Annotated in this window: 16 protein-coding genes; 10 read left to right on the top strand and 6 right to left on the bottom strand. The window is 71.6% G+C overall.

The genetic code is table 11. The features are described from left to right. Complete coding sequence (locus ACZK5D_RS14850; RefSeq protein ID WP_463665832.1) at window positions 1-852, top strand: carbohydrate ABC transporter permease; 852 nt, start codon at window positions 1-3, stop codon at window positions 850-852. After that, entirely contained in the window at window positions 852-2,786 is a 1,935-nt protein-coding gene (locus ACZK5D_RS14855; RefSeq protein WP_463665833.1) for a glucosylglycerate hydrolase family protein, read from the top strand. Before ACZK5D_RS14850 ends, ACZK5D_RS14855 begins: the two co-directional genes overlap by 1 nt. A gap of 6 nt (window positions 2,787-2,792) precedes the next feature. Here the strand turns inward: ACZK5D_RS14855 and ACZK5D_RS14860 are convergent, their stop codons facing one another. After that, complete coding sequence (locus tag ACZK5D_RS14860) at window positions 2,793-3,506, bottom strand: NUDIX hydrolase (protein ID WP_463665834.1); 714 nt, start codon at window positions 3,504-3,506, stop codon at window positions 2,793-2,795. Between the two features lie 63 nt (window positions 3,507-3,569). Here ACZK5D_RS14860 and nadA point away from each other — a divergent pair, with 63 nt between their 5' ends. From nadA to nadC, 3 genes are read left to right on the top strand one after another with little or no spacing between them, the layout of a single operon-like run. Continuing rightward, complete coding sequence (gene nadA, locus ACZK5D_RS14865; RefSeq protein WP_463665835.1) at window positions 3,570-4,604, top strand: quinolinate synthase NadA; 1,035 nt, start codon at window positions 3,570-3,572, stop codon at window positions 4,602-4,604. Continuing rightward, complete coding sequence (gene nadB, locus ACZK5D_RS14870; protein WP_463665836.1) at window positions 4,601-6,223, top strand: L-aspartate oxidase; 1,623 nt, start codon at window positions 4,601-4,603, stop codon at window positions 6,221-6,223. The genes nadA and nadB overlap by 4 nt, the downstream gene beginning before the upstream one ends. Beyond that, the gene (nadC, locus tag ACZK5D_RS14875; RefSeq protein ID WP_458995266.1) at window positions 6,220-7,134 is read left to right on the top strand and encodes a carboxylating nicotinate-nucleotide diphosphorylase; all 915 of its coding nucleotides are present in this window, start codon (window positions 6,220-6,222) and stop codon (window positions 7,132-7,134) included. Before nadB ends, nadC begins: the two co-directional genes overlap by 4 nt. Before the next feature lie 191 nt (window positions 7,135-7,325). On the opposite strand, the gene ACZK5D_RS14880 is transcribed toward nadC, so the two are convergent. The 4 genes from ACZK5D_RS14880 to ACZK5D_RS14895 all read right to left on the bottom strand — a co-directional run bounded on the left by ACZK5D_RS14880 (window position 7,326) and on the right by ACZK5D_RS14895 (window position 14,204). Further along, on the bottom strand, window positions 7,326-8,810 hold the full coding sequence (locus tag ACZK5D_RS14880) for an amino acid permease (RefSeq protein WP_463665837.1): 1,485 nt from the start codon (window positions 8,808-8,810) through the stop codon (window positions 7,326-7,328). 96 nt (window positions 8,811-8,906) lie between these two features. Next, the gene (locus ACZK5D_RS14885) at window positions 8,907-9,359 is read right to left on the bottom strand and encodes a NanQ anomerase/TabA/YiaL family protein (RefSeq protein ID WP_463665838.1); all 453 of its coding nucleotides are present in this window, start codon (window positions 9,357-9,359) and stop codon (window positions 8,907-8,909) included. Between the two features lie 3 nt (window positions 9,360-9,362). Then, the gene (locus ACZK5D_RS14890; RefSeq protein ID WP_463665839.1) at window positions 9,363-12,443 is read right to left on the bottom strand and encodes a glycoside hydrolase family 2 TIM barrel-domain containing protein; all 3,081 of its coding nucleotides are present in this window, start codon (window positions 12,441-12,443) and stop codon (window positions 9,363-9,365) included. 336 nt (window positions 12,444-12,779) lie between these two features. Then, window positions 12,780-14,204, bottom strand: coding sequence for a nitronate monooxygenase (locus tag ACZK5D_RS14895; RefSeq protein ID WP_463665840.1), 1,425 nt, complete (start codon window positions 14,202-14,204; stop codon window positions 12,780-12,782). 241 nt (window positions 14,205-14,445) lie between these two features. Between ACZK5D_RS14895 and ACZK5D_RS14900 the strand changes: the two genes are divergently transcribed. The 5 genes from ACZK5D_RS14900 (at window position 14,446) to ACZK5D_RS14920 (ending at window position 18,440) form a co-directional block, all read left to right on the top strand. Next, window positions 14,446-15,471 (top strand): LacI family DNA-binding transcriptional regulator, encoded by a 1,026-nt coding sequence (locus ACZK5D_RS14900; protein ID WP_463665841.1) that lies wholly within the window; start codon window positions 14,446-14,448, stop codon window positions 15,469-15,471. A gap of 162 nt (window positions 15,472-15,633) precedes the next feature. Next, window positions 15,634-16,755, top strand: a complete 1,122-nt coding sequence (moeB, locus tag ACZK5D_RS14905; RefSeq protein WP_463665842.1) for a molybdopterin-synthase adenylyltransferase MoeB — start codon at window positions 15,634-15,636, stop codon at window positions 16,753-16,755. A gap of 16 nt (window positions 16,756-16,771) precedes the next feature. Then, a complete protein-coding gene (locus ACZK5D_RS14910; protein WP_463665843.1) occupies window positions 16,772-17,011 on the top strand; it encodes a MoaD/ThiS family protein in 240 nt (79 codons plus the stop codon). A 13-nt stretch (window positions 17,012-17,024) separates the two neighbouring features. Further along, on the top strand, window positions 17,025-17,894 hold the full coding sequence (locus ACZK5D_RS14915) for a DUF4031 domain-containing protein (protein WP_463665844.1): 870 nt from the start codon (window positions 17,025-17,027) through the stop codon (window positions 17,892-17,894). Window positions 17,895-17,984: 90 nt separating this feature from the next. Continuing rightward, complete coding sequence (locus tag ACZK5D_RS14920; RefSeq protein ID WP_458995275.1) at window positions 17,985-18,440, top strand: cupin domain-containing protein; 456 nt, start codon at window positions 17,985-17,987, stop codon at window positions 18,438-18,440. A gap of 39 nt (window positions 18,441-18,479) precedes the next feature. Here the strand turns inward: ACZK5D_RS14920 and ACZK5D_RS14925 are convergent, their stop codons facing one another. Then, window positions 18,480-21,920 carry a 1,3-beta-D-glucan phosphorylase, GH149 family gene (locus ACZK5D_RS14925; RefSeq protein WP_463665845.1) on the bottom strand — a complete coding sequence of 1,147 codons (3,441 nt, stop codon included), beginning with the start codon at window positions 21,918-21,920 and terminating at the stop codon, window positions 18,480-18,482. Window positions 21,921-22,086: the final 166 nt, after the last annotated feature.

The raw sequence follows: 22,086 nt of genomic DNA on the forward strand, positions 1-22,086 counted from the left end.
ATGACCGTCCTCACCTCCACCCGGCCCCGCCGGGGCCTCTCCTGGCTCAAGCACCCCCTCGTGCTGGCGGCCGCGCTGCTCATGGTGGCGCCGTTCCTGTGGATGCTGCTCACCTCGTTCAAGGGGTTGCCGCAGCTGCTCACCGACCCGCTGTCGATCCTCCCCCAGCCGTGGGTGTTCACCAACTGGGCCGACGCGTGGAACGCGCTGCCGTTCGGCCGCGCCTACGCCAACTCGATCTACATCACGGTGCTGGTGGTGGCCGGCACGCTGCTCACCACGTCGATGGCCGCCTACGGCTTCGCGCGGATCCCGTTCAAGGGCTCGACGGTGCTGTTCTGGGTGTTCCTCGCCATGCAGATGGTGCCCAAGCAGGTCACGCTCGTGCCGTTCTACTTCCTCATGGCGCAGATCGGCTGGGTGGACTCGCACCTGGCGCTCATCATCCCGGCGATCATGGTCAACCCGTTCGGCGTGTTCCTCGCGCGGCAGTTCATCGCCTCGGTGCCCGTCGAGCTGGAGGAGGCCGCGATGATCGACGGCGCCTCCCGCTGGCGGATCTACTGGACCATCATCCTTCCCGCCATCCGGCCGGGGCTGGGCGCGCTCGGCATCATCGTCGCGCTCGACGCGTGGAACAACTTCCTCCTGCCGCTGGTGCTGCTCAACTCCACCGACCTGTTCACCGTCCCGCTGCTGCTCAGCCAGTTCCAGGGCCAGTTCGGCGGGATGAACTACGGCATCGTGATGGCCGCCACCGCCCTGTCGACGGTGCCGATGCTCATCGCGTTCGTGATCGGGCAGCGGCAGATCATCGAGTCGCTGGCCACGTCCGGGCTGGGCGGGCGCTGATGAGCGACCTCGGCCGCGACCTCGCGCACCGGTTCGACCTGGTCGACGTCCCCTACACGGCGCGGTTCTCCCGGCTGTTCGTCCGTCGGGGGGAGGGCGGCCTGACGGTGTACGAGGCGGCGTACGAGCGGCCGCTGGACGAGAGCGTGGTGGTCGCGGGGCTGCGGATCCTCGACGAGGCAGGCCGCGAGGTCGAGGTCGTCCGCGCGAGCCCCGCGGGCATCGAGTTCGACGGCGGGGCACGTTTGGTCGTCGACGGCGGGGAGGTCCTGGTCGGCGGACTGCCGGAGCTGTGGTCGGTGTCGGCGGAGGACGTCGCGTCTCCTAGGCTTCGAGACGCCCTCGGCGACTCCGTCGCTGCGGGCTCCTCAGCCAGCGAGAAGGACGGCTCCGCCGCTGCGGGCGCCCCCTCTCCGCTGGCCGAGGAGCCTGGAGCAACGAAGTCTCTGTTTTCGCTGGCTGAGGAGCCCGCAGCGTCGAAGTCACTGTCCTCGCTGACCGAGGAGCCCCCAGCGACGAAGCCTCTGTCTTCGCTGGCTGAGGAGCCCGGAGCGACGAAGCCTCTGTCTTCGCTGGCTGAGGAGCCCGGAGCAACGAAGTCTCCGTTTTCGCTGGCTGAGGAGCCCGCAGCGACGGAGTCGCCAAGGGCGTCTCGAAGCCTAGGAAGCGCAAGGATCCGCACCTCACCCGACCACGACCTCCTCACCCCGCACGACCAGCAACTCTCCGAGTGGCTCGACCGCTGCCCCACCGTCGGCCCCGCCCACCGCGACCTCACCCGCTTCTCCTGGTGGGTCCTCGCCATCAACACGCTCCGCCTCGACGCCCCCGAGGGGCCCAACCGCGCCGTCGTGCCGTCGAAGATCGGCTACGTGGGGCTGTGGCAGTGGGACGCGTACTTCATCGCGATCGGCCTACGTCACGGCGACCCCGAGCTGGCCCGCGAGCAGCTCCGCATCGCCGTCGCCCACCAGGGCGCCGACGGCCAACTGCCCGACGTCGTGCACGAGCAGGGCATCCTCGCCTCCAGCGACGACCTCCCGCCCCTGGACCTGGAGAACCTCCGCGCGATGGCGTCGCCGTCGCTGGCCCACTCCCGCGTCCCGCTCACCAAGCCGCCGCTCACCGCTCTGGCCGTGGCGAAGCTGGCCGAGGTCATGGGCGAGGGCGTCGTCGACGAGTTCCTTCCCGCCGTGCTGCGCGCGCAGGAGTGGTGGTACGCGCACTCCACCCGCGACGGCCGCCCGGTGTACCTGCACCCCTACTCGTCGGGCCTCGACGACTCACCGATCTTCGACGACGACGCCATCGTCGCCTCGCCGGACCTGGCCGCGTACCTCGCCCTCTCCGACCGTCTGCTGTCCGGCTGGCTCGAAGAGCGCGGCCGCGTCGACGAGGCCGCTGCCTGCCGTGAGCGCGCCTCCGCCACCGTCGACTCCCTTGTCACCAGCTGGGACGAGGCCCGCGGATTCTTCCCGGCCATCGGCGAGGACGGCGACCCGATCTCGGCCGAGACCATCGTCTCCCTCATGCCGCTGCTGGCCGACGGCCTGCCCGGCCACCTCGTCGACGGCGTCCTGACCGCGATCGGCGACCCTGCCCGCTTCGCCACCCCCCACGCGCTGCCGACGGTGTCCGCCTCAGACCCCGACTACTCCACCGAGCGCATGTGGCGCGGACCCGTGTGGGTCAACACGAACTGGCTCGTCGCGGAGGGCCTCCGTCGCCGTTCCGCCGCCGACCCCTCACGAGCCGACCGCCTCCTCGACGCGGCCGACCGCCTCGAGCGCGACACCCTGTCGCTCGTCGACGCACACGGCCCGAACGAGTACTTCAACCCGGTGTCCGGCGAAAGGCCGCCGCGAGCGACGACGGTGTTCGGCTGGTCGGCCGCCCTCGCCGTCGACCTAGCCGTCCGCCTGTCGGCCGGGTGAGCATCCCTACTCGGGTCGGAGGACGGCGAAGGGGTCGGTGACCACCAGGGCGTGGTCGCGGAAGCGGAACACCCGGGCCGGGCGACCGCCCTTCGTGCCCGGGGCGGACATCTCCCCCGTCGGCACCAGCTGGCCGCGCCTGGTGAGTACGCGCTCGAGGTTCGTCGGCTTGACGTCGTGGCCCAGCGCCGCGACGTAGACCTCCCGCAGCTCCGCGACCGTGAACTCGGCCGGCATCAGCGCGAACCCGATGTTGGTGTAGCTCAACTTCGCCCGCAGCCGGGTCACGGCCTGCGCGACGACGCTGTCATGGTCGAATGCCAGGTCCGGCAGGGCGTCGACGGCGAACCACGCCGCCCGCTCCGGCAGGTGCGGCTCCAGCACCGTCGGCACGAGCCCGAGGTAGCTCGTGCCGATGGTGCGCTGCGCGGGGTCGCGGCCAGGGTCGGAGCGGGTGCCCAGCTGCTCCAGATGCGTCAGCCCCGCGACGTCCACCTTCTGCGCCAGGTGCCTGAGTACCGCCGCCTCCAGCGTCTCCTCCGGCTCGACGGGGCCGCTCGGCAACGCGAACCGGCCCGCGTAGGGCTCGTGGTCCCGGCCGGCGAGCAACACGCAGAGCCGGGGTACGTCGTCGACGACGCGGACCTGGAGGACCGCCCCGATGGCCTCGTGCCGGTAGAGCGCGACGCCCACGGAATCGCGCTGGGATTGGGGAGCCATGGATGGCATGCTACAGTTCCCCTAGTTTTCGCCTGACAGTCGAAAACTTGAAAGGAGCACGAGATGACCCTCCTCCAGGAGCCCGCCGCCGGCACCGAGGCCTGGGAGCGCTGGACGGCCGACGAGGTGGCCGCGTGGCAGACCCGCGTCCACGCGCTCGCGGCCGAGCGCAACGCCGTCATCCTCGCCCACAACTACCAGGCGCCGATCATCCAGGACGTCGCGCACCACGTGGGCGACTCGCTGGCCCTCTCCCGGATCGCCGCGACCTCGGACGCCGAGACCATCGTCTTCGCGGGCGTCCACTTCATGGCCGAGACCGCCAAGCTCCTCTCCCCCGCCAAGCGAGTCCTCATCCCGGACCAGGCGGCCGGCTGCTCGCTCGCCGACACGATCAACGCGGACCAGCTGCGCGCCTGGAAGGCCGAGCACCCCGGCGCCGTCGTCGTGTCGTACGTCAACACCACCGCCGAGGTGAAGGCCGAGACGGACGTGTGCTGCACCAGCTCCAACGCCGTCGAGGTGGTGCGCTCCATCCCGGAGGACCGCGAGATCCTGTTCCTCCCCGACCAGTTCCTCGGCGCGCACGTGCGCCGCGCCACGGGCAGGCAGAACATCCACGTCTGGCTCGGCGAGTGCCACGTGCACGCCGACATCTCGCCGTCGGACCTCATCGAGTCTGTGCGCGCCAACCCGTCGGCGGACCTCTACGTGCACCCCGAATGCGGCTGCACCACCAGCGCGCTGTGGCTGGCCGAGTCGGGCGAACTGCCCGGGGACCGCACCCACGTGCTCTCCACCGGCGGAATGCTGGACTTCGCGCGGCGGGAGACGTCGCGGCAGGTGCTGGTGGCCACCGAGATCGGCATGCTGCACCAGCTCCGCAAGGCCAACCCGTCCACCGACTTCCAGCCGGTCAACCCCAAGGCCGCCTGCCCCTTCATGAAGATGACCACGCCCGAGAAGCTCGAGGCGTGCCTCGGCGATCCCTCCCTGACCAGGGGCTATGAGGTGGACGTGCCCGCAGACGTGGCCGCCCGCGCCCGGCAGGCCGTCGAGCGGATGGTGGCGATCGGCAACCCCGGATCGGGGGAATGATGCTGCCCGCGGCTCCCCCCGCGTGGACGGGGCGGACCGACGTGGTGGTGGTGGGCACCGGCGCGGCGGGGCTCTCGGCGCTGCTGCACCTGGCCGCCGCCGGCGTCGACTGCGTGGCGGTCACCCGCGGCGAGGTCACCGACTCCGCCACGGCGTGGGCTCAGGGCGGGCTCGCGGCGGTGTGGGACGACGGCGACACCCTCGCCTCCCACGTCGCCGACACCCTCACCGCCGGGGCGGGGCTGTGCGACGTCGAGGCCGTCGAGGACCTCGTGGCGAGCGCTCCGGGCGCGATCCGTCGGCTGATCGGGCTGGGGGCTCGGTTCGACCGGGCTGCGGGGGGCGGGCTGGACCTGCACCTCGAGGGCGGGCACTCGGCGCGCAGGATCATCCACGCCGACGGCGACGCCACCGGCACGGAGATCGAGCGCGCCCTGTGGGCGTCGCTGTCGTCGGCGTTGGAGGGGTCACGCACGCGTCTCATGACCCAGACGCGGCTCATCGACGTGCTCACCGACTCCGACGGGCGCGCCTGCGGCGTGCGTCTGCTCGACGCCGACGGGCGGGTGGGCGAGCTGCTTGCGGGCGCCGTCGTGCTGGCCACCGGCGGGATCGGCCAGCTGTGGCCGGTCACCAGCAACCCGCTGGGCGCCACGGGAGACGGGGTCGCGGCCGCGCTGCGGGCCGGCGCCGAGGTGCGCGACCTGGAGTTCATGCAGTTCCACCCCACCGTGCTGGCCGACGCCGACGCGGGCTCGCGGGGGGTTCTGGTGTCCGAGGCCGTGCGCGGCGAGGGTGCCTGGCTGGTCGACGACGCGGGCCGTCGGATCATGGCCGGCGTGCACCCGCTGCTCGAGCTGGCGCCGCGCGACGTCGTGTCGGCGGCGATCATGGCCGAGCTGGACCGGACGGGCGCGCCGCATGTCTGGCTCGACGCCACCTTCTTCGGGCGGGAGAAGTGGGAAGGGCACTTCCCGGGCATCCTGGCGCTCTGCCGGGGCCGCGGCGTCGACCCGGTGACCGAGCGCATCCCGGTGCACCCGGCTGCGCACTACGCGTGCGGGGGTGTCGCGGCAGACCTGCACGGGCGGACCTCCGTGCCGGGGCTGTACGCCGTCGGCGAGGTCGCCGCGACGGGGGTGCACGGGGCCAACCGGCTGGCGTCGAACTCCCTGACCGAGGCGCTCGTCGCGGGCGACCGGGTGGGCGCGCTGCTGGCCTCGGGGCCTGTGGGCCGCGTGGGGGTGGCCGCGCCGCGGGAGGCGGCGGGCGTCGTCGAGGCGTCGGCCCTGCCCTGGATCAGGCAGTGGATGCAGCGGGAGGCGTTCGTGTCGCGGACCGGCCCGGGGCTCGCGGCTCTCGGGGCAACGCTGGCGGCCGCGCCGTTGAGCGCGGGGCCGGTGGACGACGCGACCCTGACCGCGACCAACCTGCACGCCGTCGCCACCGTCCTCGCGGCGGCCGCGGCAGAGCGGACGGAGTCGCGGGGGGCCCACCGGCGCTCGGACTTCCCCGCCACGTCGCCCGGCTGGGAGCGACGGATCGGGTTGCGCCTCAGCGGCGGCCACCTCACCCTCACCTCCACTCCACTGACCACCCGCGAAAGGACCGCAGCATGAACGCCGTGTCGACCGTCGACCTCGCCCCCCTCGAACGGGACGTGGCGGAGGCCTGGAGCGCCGTCGACCCGGCCGAGGTGCGGCGGATCATCGAGGTCGCCGTCGACGAGGACCTCCGGCTCGGGCCGGACGTGACCACGGAGGCGACGGTGCCCGCGGACGCCGTCGGGGTCGCGGAGGTGGTGGCACGCGAGGCGGGAGTCGTCGCGGGGGTGCCCGTGGCCGTCGAGGTGCTGCGGGCAGTGTCGTCGCAGCTGGGGGTCGAGGCGCCGTGCGAGGTGGTGCTCGGGGACGGCGCGAGTGTCGCGGCGGGCGACGTGGTGCTGCGGATCACCGGGCCCGTGCGCTGCCTGCTGACCGCCGAGCGGACGCTGCTGAACTTCCTCGGGCAGCTGTCCGGGGTGGCGACGGCGACCGCGTCGTGGGTGACAGAGGTGGCCGGGACGGGCGCCCGGATCCGCGACACCCGCAAGACCGTGCCGGGCATGCGCGCGCTGCAGAAGTACGCCGTCGTGTGCGGCGGCGGGGTGAACCACCGGATGGCGTTGGGGGACGCGGCGCTGATCAAGGACAACCATGTCGCGGCGGCTGGGTCGGTCGCGGCGGCGTTCCGGGCCGTGCGGGCGCAGGCACCCGGGGTGGCGGTGGAGGTGGAATGCGACACCGTTGAGCAGGTGCGCGAGGCGGTCGCGGCGGGCGCCGAGCTGGTGCTGCTGGACAACATGACGCTGGCGGAGACCAGGGAGGCGGTCGCGGTGTGCCGGGCGGCGGGGGTCCGGACCGAGGCGAGCGGAGGATTGACGCTGTCGCGGGCTGGTGAGGTCGCGGCGACGGGCGTGGACTTCATCGCGGTGGGCGCGTTGACCCACTCGGCGGCCGTCCTCGACCTCGGCCTCGACCTCCGCGCCTGATCTCCGCCCGTCGGCTCTGCAGGAATCTACCCGTGCGGCGGGTTCTGCGCATATGTGCCGATCCCGCTGAATAGGTAGGTTTTCCTTCACCGTCGGCACCTGCGAGGCAAGTGACCCTGCAGAGTGCTACCCATACAGCGGCATCTGCATATATCTGCAGATGCCGCTGTGGAGGTAGATTCCTGCAGAGGTCAGGCCGCGACACCCACCTCCGCGGGGGCCATCGACTCGGCCGACGGCGCCAGCTCGGCCTCCGCGGCGTCCGGGTCGGACGCCTTGAGCCGCCGGATGTAGCGCTCGTACCAGAGGACGGCCAGGCCGAGGAACACCACGACACCGCCGACGTTGTAGGTGAGCGTCAGCCACAGGGCCTGGCTGAGCGGGATGGTCCCCGCGACGAACACGAAGGCGAACACCACCAGCAGGAACGTCGCGACACCCAGGCCGAGCGACCGCGACCCCATCCGGAAGTCCCGCGCCACGCCGTCGAACCTGCGGCGCAGCACCCAGTAGGCCAGCAGGATCAGCAGCGGAGGCAGCAGCGCGGTGGCTGCGGTCATGTTGATGACGATGCCGAGCAGGTCGTTGATGTTGCCGGAGCCGAGCGCGGGGATGACGAGGATCGGCACGACGATGGCGAACTGCAGCCAGGCCGCGCGCCACGGGATGCCCTCGGAGTTGAGCTCGACGAGCTTGCCGCCAAAGATGCCCTTGGGGATCTCGGAGAAGAAGATCTTCACCGGGGTGGAGGTCCACATGAGCAGGGAGCCGAGGGTCGCGGCCAGCAGGATCACGCCGACGACGCGGTTGACCAACACGGCGGAGAGGCCGAAGTGCTCCCCGACGGCGCCCATGACCACGAACAGGCCGTTGGAGTAGTCGAGCGTGCCCACGGGGACGAACACGTTCATGAGCAGCGACGCGGTGGCGTAGAGCAGGCCGATCACGATGCCCGCGATGACGATCGTGCGCACGAACGCCTTGACGCCGCCGCGCAGATCGTTGAGGAACACAGCCGACGACTCGGCGCCGCCCACGCCCTGGATGATCCACGCCAGGGTGCCCATGAAGCCCCACGCCAGGGCGAAGGTGGAGAGGTCGGGCGTCATCGCCCCGCCGGTGATGGGGGTGGCGGGCTCGACGCCACCGAAGACGGAGGCCAGCGAGAGGACGATGAACGTGGCGGTGAGGACCAGGACCAGGGTGGCGCCGATCGAGGTGACCGAGCCGATCCACTTGGCGCCCTTCGTCGAGACCCAGGTGGCGACGGCGAAGATGAGGATCGAGAGCACCGTGATCCACAACTGCGACAGCTGCTTCTCCTCCCCGTACAGCAGGTAGGACGCGAACACGAGGATCAGCGGCAGCAGCGAGGCGAAGTAGAACAGGTTGACGAACCAGTAGCTGAACGCGGTGAGGAACGCCCACCGGCCGCCCATGGAGGTCTTCACCCACTGGTAGACCCCGGACTCGGAGTTCTTGTTCAGGGCCACGAATTCGGCGATGACAAGCGTGAACGGGATGAAGTAGAGCAGCGTGGCGAAGAAGAACGCCGGGGCGGAGGCCAGCCCGATGGCGACGTTGTTGTTGATGACGTTGCGGATGTTGAACACCGCGGCCACCGTCATGGTGAGCAGCGCGAACATGCCGATCCGCGCGCGATTTGTTCCGGTCATGGCGACTTTCTGTGTGTGGGTGGTGGGGGGGAGGTGGGGTTGGCGCCCTTCGAGAGGGCGGCGGTCGCAGCGCGACGCCTCCTGGCGCGAAGGGGGTTACTTGTTGTGGAAGCTGGCGCCCTCGACGGTGACGTGCAGCAGCACGGCCCGCGCGTCGGGGGTGGGGAGGACGCGGGCGGCCTCGTCGATGCCGACGACGAGCAGCCCGCCGTCGGGCACGACCACCCGCTCCGCCTCGCCGGTGAAGGGTTGGCGGTCGGTGAGGTCGCTGTAAGGGCCGACGGCGGTGAGTGCCTCCTTCGGCGCCACCTCCACCGCGACCTCGCCGCCCAGCGACGCCAGCACCATGAGGTAGCGACGACGCCCGGTCAGCTCAGCCGTGGCGAGGTCCGCGGCACTGCCGAGGCGGTAGGTGAGCGAGTCGCCGATCGAGTAGGCGACGCCGTCGGCCAGCGACGGTGCAGCGTCGAGCGCCTCGAGGGTCCGTGCCCACTTCTTCTCCCCGCCGAGCAGGGCGCGGAGGGTGTCGGGGCTGTCGAAGATGCGCATGGCTCAGTTCTCCTTGATCGGCTGGAGCGTGAACTCGAACGAGAACGGTTCGAACCGCGTGCGGTAGCTGTCCAGCACCTCGGAGCCCCAGGAGTTGGAGCCGAGGCCGAGGACCTGGTCGTTGAGGTTGAGGGTGACGGTGCCGCCGGCGGTGAGGTCCGTGACGTGGCGGGCGGTGTCGATGTCCTCGCAGCGGTACGGCCACGCCGAGAAGTGGAACGGCCGCTCCCCCGACCGCCGCGACACCCGCAGCCCCTGCCCCGAGCCGTCGGTCAGTTCGACCCAGCGGACGTCGCCGCGGTTGCCGTAGTCCTGCGGTACGACGTACGGGGTGACCATGGCGTCGACGTCGCTGTTCCAGAAGCCGACGGGGTTGGCGGCGAACGAGTCGGGGTAGTTCTCGCCCGGGCCGCGGCCGAACCAGGCCACCTGCCGAAGGTCGCCGGGGAGCTCGAGGGTGACGCCGATGCGCGGGACGATGTCGCGGTAGCCGCCATACGGGGTGCCGGCGGCACGGACGGTGGCGGCGCCGTCGGCGTTGATCCGCCACTCCACGTCGACGTGCATCCCGAAGTCGAGGACGGGGGGAGCGATCCGGGCGCGGTAGGTGACGACGACGTCGCCGTCGTCCTCGCGCCAGGCGACGTCGCGGACCGAGGTCTGCATGAGCTGGAGGTGCCGCGGGAACCAGAGCTCGTCGGCCTCCTGCTGGTGGTTGTCGATCAGCGGCTTCCAGAACCCGACGCGGAGCGGGGCGGCGACGAGGTCGCGGCCGCCGTCGGTCCAGGAGAGGAGGTCGGCGGTGAGAGTGTCGAAGGTGAGCCGGCCGGTGGGGGTGGCGACGTCGAGGCGGTGCTTGTCCGGATCGGCGTGGAGGGCCAAGCCTGCTGGGCTGCGATGCTGCCCTCCGGGGAGCACCCCTTCGAGAACCTCGGGACGGCGCCCAGCCCGCGGAGACGTGCCGGTAGTGGCACCCTCTGTCCCGCCCTCTGAGCGTGCGGGCCCTGACTGGGGGACCGACTCCGCGCCGGCGCCCTCCGCAGCGAGCTGGTAGCGGCCCAACTCGTGGCCGGCAACGCACCAGGACGTGGCGCGGGTGGTGGTCACCGTCGCGATCGACGCCCACTCCCGGGCCCCGGCCATCGGCAGCTCATAGCTGAGCTCAGCCGTCGCACCCGGCGCGACGGCGCCCACGGGCAGCAGGTCGGTGGTGGTGAGCACGCCGTCGGCCCAGGTGTCGATCCGCAGCTCGATGTCGCTCAGGTCGCTGAACCACCGGCGGTTGGTCACGCGCACCACGCCGTCGGCGTACGACACGCGGACGGGGCAGATCACGGCCGCGTACTCGAGGAGGCCCGGGCTCGGCTCCTGCCACGGGAAGACCAGGCCGTCGATGCAGAAGTTGGAATTGTTCGGGTAATCGCCGTAGTCACCGCCGTAGCGGTGGTACTCGTGCCCATCGTCGGTGAGCGCGAGCAGCCCATGGTCGGCCCACTCCCAGACGAAGTGGCCCTGGATGGAGTCCCACTGGTCGAACACCGCCTGGTACTCCGCCAGCCCACCGGGGCCGTTGCCCATGGCGTGGCCGTACTCGCAGATGATCCGTGGCTTGGGGTGGGGGTGCTCGCCGAAATCGTTCATCTGGGACACGCGCGAGTACATCGTCGAGATCACGTCGACCACCTCGGCGTTGCGGTCCTCCTCGTAGTGCACGGGGCGGAAGGGGTCGAGCTCCTTGGCCGCCCGGTACATCGAGCGAATGTTGCAGCCGTAGCCGGACTCGTTGCCGAGCGACCACATGATGATCGACGCGTGGTTGCGCTGCGCGAGCACGTGCCGCTCGATCCGGTCCACGTAGGCCGTCTCCCAGGCGGGATCGTCGGTGATGCGGGAGAGGTCGTCGACGTTGGCGAAGCCGTGGGACTCGAGGTCGGTCTCCGCGACCACCATGAGCCCGATCTCGTCGCACAGTTCGTAGAACCGGGGGTCGTTGGGGTAGTGCGCGGTGCGGACGGCGTTGATGTTGTGGCGCTTCATCAGCTCGAGGTCGCGGCGGACGCGGTCCATGCCGACGGCGCGGCCGCGGCGGTCGTCGTGGTCGTGCCGGTTGACGCCGTGCATCATGAAGTAGGCGCCGTTGAGCCGGAGCAGGCCGTCCTCGATGGTGACCTCGGCCAGCCCGAGCCGGTGCGGGACGTACTCGGCGGCGCCGTCGGGCCCGACGACGGTGAGCAGCATGTCGTAGAGGTGCGGCTCCTCGGGGTTCCAGAACCGGGCGCCGGGGACCGTGAGAGTCGCGGTCGCGCCGGGGGCCAGGGTGGCCTCGGCGACGGTTGCTCCGCCGTCGGAGATGGTCCAGGTGAGTGCGGTTGCACCGGCGGCGGCGGCGGTGAGAGTGACCTCGGCGTCGTCGCCCACCTTGTGCGTGCGGACGTGGAAGTCGGTGAGCCGCGCGGCGGGGCGGGTGACGAGGTAGAGGTCGCGGAAGATGCCCGAGGCCCACCACATGTCCTGGTCCTCGATGTAGGTGGCGTCGGAGAACTGGAGCACCTTGATGGCGAACAGGTTGTCGCCGTCGACGATGTGCTCGGTGACGTCGAACTCCGCGGACAGCCTTGACCCCTTCGTCATCCCGACGAACGCGCCGTTGAGGTGGACCTCGGCGTAGCTCTCGACGCCGTCGAGCCGCAGGACCACCTGCTCGCCCGGGGCCGGCGCGGTGAGCCGGACCGTGCGCTGGTAGGCGCCGGTGGGGGTGTCGGCCGGGACGTGCGGCGGCTCGATCGGGAAGGGGTAGCCCTCGTCGGTGTACTGAAGGTTTCCGTGCCCGTCGAGCTGCCAGAGGTGCGGGACGACGACGGTGTCCCACCCCTGCTCTACGGCGCGGAAGGCCGCCGGGACGCGGCCCGGGTGGTCGAAGAGGCGGAAGCGCCACTCGCCGGTGAGGTCGACGAAGCCGCGCGAGGCGGTGCGGTTGCGGCCGGCTGCCAGCTCGGGGGTGGCGTAGCCGAAGAAGTAGGCGCGTCCGGGCATCCGGTTGCGGCCGGTCAGCGCCTGGTTCTCCCAGTCGAGGGGTTCCGTCATGGACGCGGTCTCCTTTGCTTCTGCGTCTCACCACCGGGAATGTAACCGGTTACATTGAGAGTAGCGCACGACCGTCTCGGGGTCCAAACGGGGTGCCTCCTACCGCTGGCTGAGGTGCCCCACTCGCTGGCTGAGGTGCCGCGAAGCGGCCTCGAAGCCTAAGAAAAGTGAGCTGACAAGGAACGTCTCTGAGGTTTCGAGGCTCGTCGCTGCGCTCCTCACACCTCAACCCGCGGGGAAGGCTCGTCGCTACGCTCCTCACACCTCAACCAGCGGGGGCGGGCCACGCTCGTCGCCTGGTCCAAACAGCGGACCAGGCTCCACGAACGGGACCTGTCAGATGCCGCTCAGCAGCCAGTCGACCACTGCCTTGGCCGGCCACCCACCCGGGTACCGGGCGGCCAGCACGCGGGCGCTGTCGAGGTCCTGCCCGAGCGTGATGGCGGGCTGCTCCTGGTAGCCGCTCTTGCGCAGCTGCCCGAGGCCGATGTTGGCCATCAGGGCGTTGCACAGGCACTTGCGGCCCACCGTCTCCTCCACTGTGCCGCCCTTGCGCACATACGGCATGAGGGGCTCGGAGGGGCAGCGGTAGGTGATCGACTTGTCCTCGCGCTCGACGGGCACGCGTAGGTAGCCGAGGTCGCAGATGCGTTCGCGCTCCTCGTAGACCGGCTCCTCCGACAGCGTGCCCGGGAGCTGGGCCACCTTGAACGGGAAGCCCGTCGGCGAGGCCCGCGGGTCGTTGCGGACCTCGAGCGTCCCCGCGTCGAGCTCGGCGTGGAGCTGGCTGCGGAGGTCCTGCGTGAGGCCCGACTCGTCGGCCAGCGCGAACAGCGTGCCGGTCTGGACGCCCGCGGCGCCGGCTGCGCGCGCCTCGGCCACCTTCTCCGGGGACGCGAACCCGCCGGCCAGCCAGAACGGCAGGCCAACGCGGGCGATCTTCTCCAGGTCGGCGTGGTCCCTCGGCCCGTAGACGGGGTCACCGGCGTCATCGAGGACCACCTTGCCGCGCGGCGGGGAGCTGTGGCCGCCCGCCGTCGGGCCCTCGACGATGAAGCCGTCGGGGCGGATCTCGGGGTCGCGGTTGAGGTAGTCGGCCAGCACATGGAGGGTGACGATGGCCAGGAAGTTGGGGCGGCGCAGCGGCGGCAGCTCGTCGCCGAGCAGCGTGTGCGGGTTGAGCGCGGCCCGGTGGGTCGTCGTCGAGTTGATCACGTCGATGGTGAGGTGGCCGGTGCGGCCGGAGGCGTACTCGGTGAGCACGCGCGGGATCTCGCGCGGCACGCCGGCGCCCATGATCACGTAGTCGACATCCGCCAGCATCGCGCCGAGGATTGCCGACAGGTTGGCCGTCTGGATCTTCTCCAGCAGGTTGATCCCGACGGTGCCCTCGTGGCCCTCCTTTGCCAGCCACACCTCGGAGAAGTTGCCGCACAGGCTGAGCTCGAGCGCGGCGCGGCGGGGCGAGATGGTGAGGGTGGGGTGGGGGCGGTACGGCTGCCCCTCCGCGCGGCCACCCTCGAGGAAGTAGGTGTCCAGGACGCGCTGGGCCATGGCCTGCGACGGGAAGTGCGCCAGGGCGCGGCGGCGATGCCCGCCCGGGTCCCCGTCCTGGAGCTCGCGGGCAAGCACGCCGTCGAGCGCGGTGCCGGACACGACGCCGAGCTGGCCGCAGAGCGAGACCTCCCGGGCAAGCTGCCAGGACGAGACCGCGACGCCCATGCCGCCCTGGATGAGGGTGGGGGGTTGTGTGATGGTCACCGGCTTCTCCTCGAGAATGCGCGAACAGATATCCCTACGGTACCGTAACTTACGCGACCGTAAGAATCGTGGGCGGAGAGCTCCGCAGTTGAACGATCCCTCGTCGCCGCCGTCTGCGGCGAGCGCCCGCTTCCGAGGTCGTTGGCGTGACCCGCACCCGGACACGACCGTTCGAGGGCCGGCGGGTCGACGACCCCGGTGCGTGGGAAGATGGGCCGCACCCACGCCCCAAAGGAGTCCCGTGCCCAGAGCCCCCCGCGCCGGCCGCGCCAGCGTCACGATCGGCGACGTCGCGCGCGTGGCGGGGGTGTCGCGGGCGACGGCGTCGCGGGCGCTCAACGACTCACCCCTGGTCACCGACGACACCAAGGAGAAGGTGCGCGAGGCGGTCCGCGAGACCGGCTTCGTGATGAACGCCCAGGGCCGGGCGCTGGCCGTCGGCCGGGCGGAGTCCGTGGCCATCCTCGTCACCGAGCCCCTCGACGAGCTGTTCCAGGACCCCACCTACGCGTCGATCCTCCGCGGGATCACCGAGGGCCTCGCCGAGACCCCCACCCTGCCGATCCTGCTGCAGGCCTCCTCGGAGGCGGAGCACCGGCGGGCGCTGCGGCACTTCGAGCGCCGCTCCGTCGACGCGGTGATCGACATCTCCCCGTATGTGGGCGGGGACATGCTCGAGGCGCTCAGGGGCGGCACCCTCCCGGTGGTGCTGTGTGGGCAGCTCGAGGGGCAGCCGTACGAGGGCGTCTTCTCGAGCGTGTTCGCCGACGACGTCCGCGGCGCCCGCCTGGCCGGGGCCAGGATGGCCGAGCGCGGGCGCAGATGCGTGGCGGTGATCAACGGCCCGCTCGACAATCCGGCGGCGGCGGACCGGCTCGTCGGCTACCGGGAGTCGCTGGGCGCGCTGTTCCGCCCCGAGCTCGCGATCTCCACCGGCTGGGACTCGACCTCCGGGTTCGAGGCGATGCGCCGGCTGCTGGAGGCCGAGCCCGGCATCGACGGGGTGCTCGCGGGCTCGGACCGCATCGCCGTGGGCGCGATGGCGGCGCTGGAGCTGAGCGGGCGCTCCGTGCCCGGGGACGTGTCGGTGATCGGCTTCGACGACCACGCCGTCGCCGCCACGTCCACTCCCCCGCTGACGACGGTGCGCCAGCCGATGCGCGAGGAGGGCAGGATCGCGGCCGAGCTGGCCCTGGCCATGGTGGGCGGGGAGCCCCCGACGACGGTGGTGCTCGAGATGGAGCTTATCGAGCGCGCCAGCGTCTGACGGGGCCGGCCCCCGGGGGTCCCTTGGCTTGGGTGGGTTTGAGCCGATGGATGGGTTCGCGGCGTCGCTCACGCTCGGCCCACGCTGGGCCGGCTACGCGAACCCATCCATCGGCTCAAACCACCCCCCACCCGGCCCGGGCCGCACGGGTAGGCTCGAACGGTGACAGCCCCGCTCGTGGAACCCGGCCCGGAGCTCACCCGCGCCCAGCTCACCCGCTACTCGCGGCACCTCCTGGTGCCTGGCATGGGCATCGAGGCGCAGCGCCGGCTGCTCGCCGCGCGCGTCGCCGTCGTGGGCGCCGGAGGCCTCGGCAGCCCGATCCTCGCCTACCTGGCCGCCGCCGGAGTCGGGCACCTCACGATCATCGACGACGACGTGGTGGACGCCACCAACCTCCAGCGCCAGATCGTGCACCGCGACGACGCCGTCGGGCACCCCAAGGCGGAGTCGGCCGCCGCGTTCGTCCGCGCCCTGAACCCCGAGGTCAGCGTCACCACCCACCGCGCACGCATCACCCCTGACAACGCCCAGAGCCTTCTGGCGGGCCACCACCTCGTCCTCGACGGCGCGGACAACTTCCCTACCCGCTACGCCGTGGCCGACGCCTGCGCCACCCTCGGCCTCCCCGTCGTCTGGGCGGCGGTGCTGCGCTTCGACGCGCAGGTGTCCTCCTTCGTGCCGGGCGGCCCCGACGCGGTGACCCTCCGCGACCTCTACCCCGTCCCGCCGCGCCCCGAGGACGTGCCGTCGTGCGCGGAGGCGGGCGTGCTGGGCGCGCTCGTGGGGCAGGTCGGCTCCATCATGGCCGCCGAGGCCGTCAAGCTGATCTGCGGCTTCGGCGAGCCGCTCGTGGGCCGCATCCTGCTCATCGACGCCCTCACCCAGCGCACCCGCGAGGTGCCGTTGCGCCCCGCTCCCCCCGTGACCAGAACACACACTCCGGAGGCACCCATGGCCCTGAACGAGCTCACCGTCGAGGACGTGGCCGCGATCCTCGACGACCCCGCGCGCCCCACCCTCCTCGACGTCCGCGAGCCGGCCGAGCACGCTCTGGGCACGCTGCCAGGCTCGCTGGCCGTGCCGCTCGGCGAGGTGCTGAGCTGGGACCGCCTCGACGACAACCTCCCCGACGGCCCGGTGATCGTCTACTGCAAGATCTCGCCCCGCGCCCGGCGGGCGGCCGCGCACCTGGTGGCACTGGGGCATCCGGACGTGTCGCTCATGGACGGCGGCATGATCGCCTGGGCGGAGCGGATCGATCCCAGCTACCCGCACTACTGATGCGAGACTGGTCTCCATGGCGACGGTGAGGTACTTCGCGGCGGCGGCCGAGGCCGCGGGCACGGAGCAGGAACAGGTTGAGGCTGCCACGCTCGGCGGGCTGCTTGCGGACCTCCGCGCCCGGCACGACGCCAGGCTCGGCCGCGTGCTCGAGGTCAGCTCGATCCTCCACGACGGTCGATACGTCTCAGACCCCGCCACCCCGCTGGCCGACGGCGCCGTGCTCGACGTCCTGCCCCCCTTCGCCGGCGGCTGACGGGGGATCGACCATGGCCGTGCTGATCGATCCGCCCCGCTGGCCCGCGCACGGCACCGTATTCGGGCACCTGGTCTCCGACTCCTCGCTCCACGAGCTGCACGCCTTCGCGGCCCGCGCCGGCATTCCGCCCAGGGCCTTCGACCACGACCACTACGACGTACCGGTGTCGCGGTACGACGAGCTGGTCGCGGCCGGCGCGGTGCCCCTCGACGAGCGGGAGCTGGTGCGGCGCCTCGCCCGCTCCGGGCTGCGGGTACGCCCCCACGAGAAGACCCCCACCCGCGTCAGGGCCCGCGCCGCCGTCGTCGCCGCCTGGGAGGGGCTCGGCCTCCCGGGCTCCCTCCGCGACACCCTGATGACCCGCTGGTCCGAGCCGCACCGGCACTACCACGACGTCCGCCACCTGGCGCAGTGCCTCTCCGCGCTGGGCCACCTCGGCTGCGACGACCCGGTCGTCGAGGTCGCGGCCTGGTTCCACGACGCGGTCTACGACGGCGTCCCTGGCCAGGACGAGGAGCGCTCGGCGGCGCTCGCGGAGACCCTGCTGGACGGCGTGATGGCGGCCGGGCAGGTGGAGGAGGTGTCGCGGCTGGTGCGGATGACCGCCGACCACTCCCCCGACGACCCGTTGGGCGCGCTCCTCTCCGACGCCGACCTCTCGATCCTCGGCCAGATCCCCGGCCGCTACCACGTCTACGTCCGCGACGTGCGGCTGGACTACGCGCACGTCGACGACGACGCCTGGCGGGTGGGGCGGGCCGCCGTCCTGCGCTCGCTGCTCGGCCAGGACCCCCTGTACCGGACCGTCGCCGGCCGCGACCTCTGGGAGGCCCGCGCGCGCGCCAACCTCGCCGACGAGCTGGCCAGGCTCGACACCTGATCCATGTCCCCGGCGTGGCCGGGGCGCGCGAATCTCAGCGGACCGCTGGCGCGGGTCGCTAGATTGAGAAGACCAGCGGAGGGAGAACCCATGAAGATCACCGACAACGGTCCGGAGCCCAACGTCTTCGACCTTGAGACCGCCACCAAGGAGAACCCGAACTACCGCACAGTGGCATGGACGGGCAAGTACCTGCAGGTCACGCTAATGTCCATCCCCGTGGCCCACTCGATCGGGTTGGAGGTGCATCCGGATACGGACCAGTTCATCCGCCTCGACGCCGGCAAGGGTCGCTGCCTGATGGGGCCCACGAAGGACGACCTCAACGTGAAGGTCGACGTCGAGGACGGCTGGTCCGTCCAGGTGCCGGCCGGCACGTGGCACGACATCGTCAACACCGGCGACGAGCCCATGCAGCTCTACGTCATCTACGCCCCGTCGCACCACGCCAAGGGGAAGGTGCACAAGACCGAGGAGGACTCGGAGGCCGACGAGAAGGCGGGCAAGGACGAGCCTCCCGCCTGGACGTCCCAGCCGGAGGAGTGAGCAGGTGGGGAGCGCCTCACGCGCTCCCCACCGCCGCGCTCAGGCCCCTGCCGGAATCCGGACGCGCAAGGCGGTCACCGTGCCCTCCCGCCGGAACACGGAGCCGCTCAGCTCGGCATTCAGGGCGCCGTCCGGGTGCTCACGCGTCGAGCCGTCGGCCAGCTCCGCGGTGATCGACGTGGTGTCGCCCCCGCGGACGCACACCACCGGCACCTGGCAGAACGTGAACGCCAGCGAGCCCGGCGGCAGCCCGAGGGTGCGCTGCTCCCCACCCGCGTCGAGGTAGCTGAACTCCGCGGGCTCCGTCGTCCACTCGGCGTCGCGGAGCAGCAGCGGCCTGACGACGATGCGGCCCTCCTCCACGCGGAGGCCCAGCTCCCCCAGCCGGGTGAGGATCTCCTCCTTCACCTGGCCGGTCATCCCGGGCTGGCGGGCGCCGTGATCCTTCGGCGTGTGCGAGTAGGGATCGGTCGGGAACGCCCCGTAGACCTCCGGCGTCTTGCAGTACCCCAGCCCCTGGCGCACGTCCTCGTAGGCAGCCTTGAGCGCGTCGACCACCGGCGCCTTCGCCCCGTCGGCCACCGCCCGCTCGAGGGTCTCCTGGACGGCGAGCAGCAGCTTGGACACCATGTGCCAGTAGATCGAGCCGAGGCCCTCGAACGCGAAGAAGGACCCGGAGCGGCCGGTGAACTCGGCGTGCCGGAAGACCTCCTCGTGGACCTCCCTCAGGCGGTGGCGGCCCTCGGCGAGAGCGGTCCCGAGGTCGGGGTGTCCGGCGAGTGCGTCCAGAGCCCGCTCCACCTCCTTCGCGTTGCGGATGCCCGCGGCGAAGTGATATTCGCCGTGGATGTCCCGGACGACGACGCTGCGGTCTCCCGCCGCCACCAACGCCCCCACGAGCGGGCAGGACTCAGCCTGCGTCGCGGTGATGGTGTTGCGGCCGAGGAAACTGGGCACCTGCTTGTCCGGGTAGAGGATGTAGCTGTGCTGATCGGCGCGGTAGAGGGCGCTGCTCCTGAGCGACGCCAGGAGCGCCACCGACTCCTCCGGGCTGAGCGCCCCTGACGAGAGCGCCGCCACCTGCCCCTCGAGCATCTCCGGGAGCCTGCGCACGGCGGCCCGGCCGGGGGCGAGGTCGAGGATGTTGTAGGAGTGGATCATCGCGTCCGCTCTCGTGTTGGCACGGAGAGCGGCGTCGACGTGGGCCTGCGCGTGGTCGAGCAGCGCGGCGACCTCGTCGACCCGCACGGTGACGCGCTCGGGCCCCACACCGGCGTAGACCCGCCGGCGGTAGGCGGTGCCCGCGGCGCCGAGGGCGTCCATGACGGCGCGCCGCGACTCGTCGTCGACGGCGTCGCCGGCCGGGCGCGCCAGGACCGCGAGCACCTCCGCCAGCAGGTCGCTCAGGGCGGGGGTGAGCTCGACGTCGGCGTCGAGGAGTCCCCGCACGACGGGGATGTAGCGGCGCAGGTAGGCCAGCGTGACCACCGACAGCCCGCGCCCGACGAGCGCGTTGTTCGCGTCGTTCCACTCGGGGCGCTGCGTGTTCATCCAGATGCCGCCGCCGGGGACGAAGTTGACCAGCTTGGCCAGGAGGATGAGGAGGAGCTTCTCGGCCAGGGAGACCCGCACGATCCCGCCGTCGGGGTCGTGGAGCAGGCGCCCGTCGGCGCCCTCACGCGCCACGCGCCGCTCGACGAGTGACTGGCGGGCATCGTCGAAGGCGATGGTGTCGAAGGGGTCGGCCAACGTCGCCTCGTAGGTGGCGATCCGGTACGGCACGTCGGCGTGGGTGAACACCGCGCGCCCCGCGAGCCTGCGGAGGCGGCCGGGGTGGAACCGCTGGGAGGTCTCCAGCAGCTTGAGCAGGTAGATGACCTGATGGTCGCTCCAATACCCGATGTTGGCCCAGGGGTTCTCCGGCTCCGGCACCTCCCAGTCCACTCCCTCGCGCGAGATCCGGTAGGGGTTGTAGCCGTCGGCCGTGGTGGCATCCAGGAACACCGTGATCATCGATTCCACGTATTCAGGGAACGACCACGCGAGCGCCTCCCAGTTCTGGAAGATGTCGCGCCAGTTCCCCTGGTAGGTGAGGCGCGGGTTGCCCTGCCCGTCGACGAGCTCGATCCGGAACCTGTTCCAGGGCCGGCTGGGGTCGCCGTGGCGCCGGCTGAAGGTCAAGGGGAGGTACTCCATCGCGAGGCGCCAGAGGTCCGGATCGCCCGACCGGTCGGCCGCGGCCCCGAGGGCGTCGATGCGCAGGCGCTCCGGCAGCGACGCCAGCGTGTCGGCACAGCGGGCGGCCGTGGCCGGGCTGCGCTGGGCGACGAAGGCGCGCACGTCGTCGGCGCCGACCTCGTAGCCCGACGCGGGGAGGCCTCCGCGCATGGTGTTGTAGAGGACGTTGGCCAGGTGGTGCGTGGCGGCCACCTCCTCGCCGGTGACCTGCGCTGCGTCGGTGGACGCGAGGATCGCCGAAAGGTCGTCGCGGGTCCGTGCCAGGTCCGCGTCGAGCGCCGCGGCGATCCCGCCCTGGCGCAGCTCGGCGTTGAGGGCGACCACATCGGCCGCGTCGTGGTCGACGTCAGCGACGATGCGCCAGGAGCGCCGGCCACCGGGGGGCAGCGTCACGGCGGCGCGGAGGAGGTAGGCGCCCTGTTCGCCGCGCATCTCGAGCTCCTCGTCGACCGCACCGGGGAACCCCGTGAGCTGGCGGGTGGACAGGAGGCGGGTCGCGCCGTCGAGCCCGAGCTGCCAGGCCACATTGGCCCGCAGTGACTCGCTGGGCTCGGCGAGGTCGGTGAGGGATGCGTTGAGGTGGTAGATGCCGAGCCCTGTGGCGGGGTCCAGCTCGCTGCGCTTGTAGGCGTCGAGGAGGTTGCTCAGCTCGTTCTGGACCTGCTGGCTGGTGCCGGCGGGAAGGATGTTGACCAGACCGTCGAGCACGTCCACCTCGCTGGCCCGGCCGTCGAGGGACGTGAGCTCGCAGCTGCGCACGACGCCGTACCGTGCACTGGACTCCCAGGTCACCCGAAAGCTCATCCCGAGGTCTGGGCGGGTCTCCTCGAACACCAGGGCGGCACCCAGGACGTCCTTGTACAGGACCCGCTCCACCGACGGGTCGCCCGGCCGGAGCTCGGCGAACGGGTGCCAGTGCGAGACGGCACCCCCCTCGCCCGTCACGCGCATCCTCGTGAGCCCACCCGTGCGGCCGGCGCTCTGGGCGACCTTGTCGTCGGTGTAGTACGGGAACAGCGCCTTCTCGGCGTCGACGCGGCCGGCCGTCAGCCCGCCGGTGGAGGAGATGAAGATCCAGACGTCGCTGGAACTGACGATCGTCATGAAGAAGGGATCCATGCGGTCGTAGCCGCTGATCCGGTGGAACCTGCGCCCCTGCAGTGTCACCAGTGCGCCGTCGCCGGCGGCTTCCCGCGTGGGCGCCGCCGTGACGGGCGTGGTTGCGCCGAAGGTCGTGGTCATTGGTCCTCGCTCTCGTCTGCGGGCGGGCGATCCGCCCGGTCCCGAGAGCGCTCTCATCGTCTGGCGGATGTGTCGCAGCTGTGCGATGGTCGGGTGAGAGAGCGCTCTCACGAATCATGACACGAGCGGCGCCCGAGAGCAAGAGCACCCGGGCCCCGGAGGAAAC

The organism is Tessaracoccus yangjingae, from assembly GCF_055326235.1.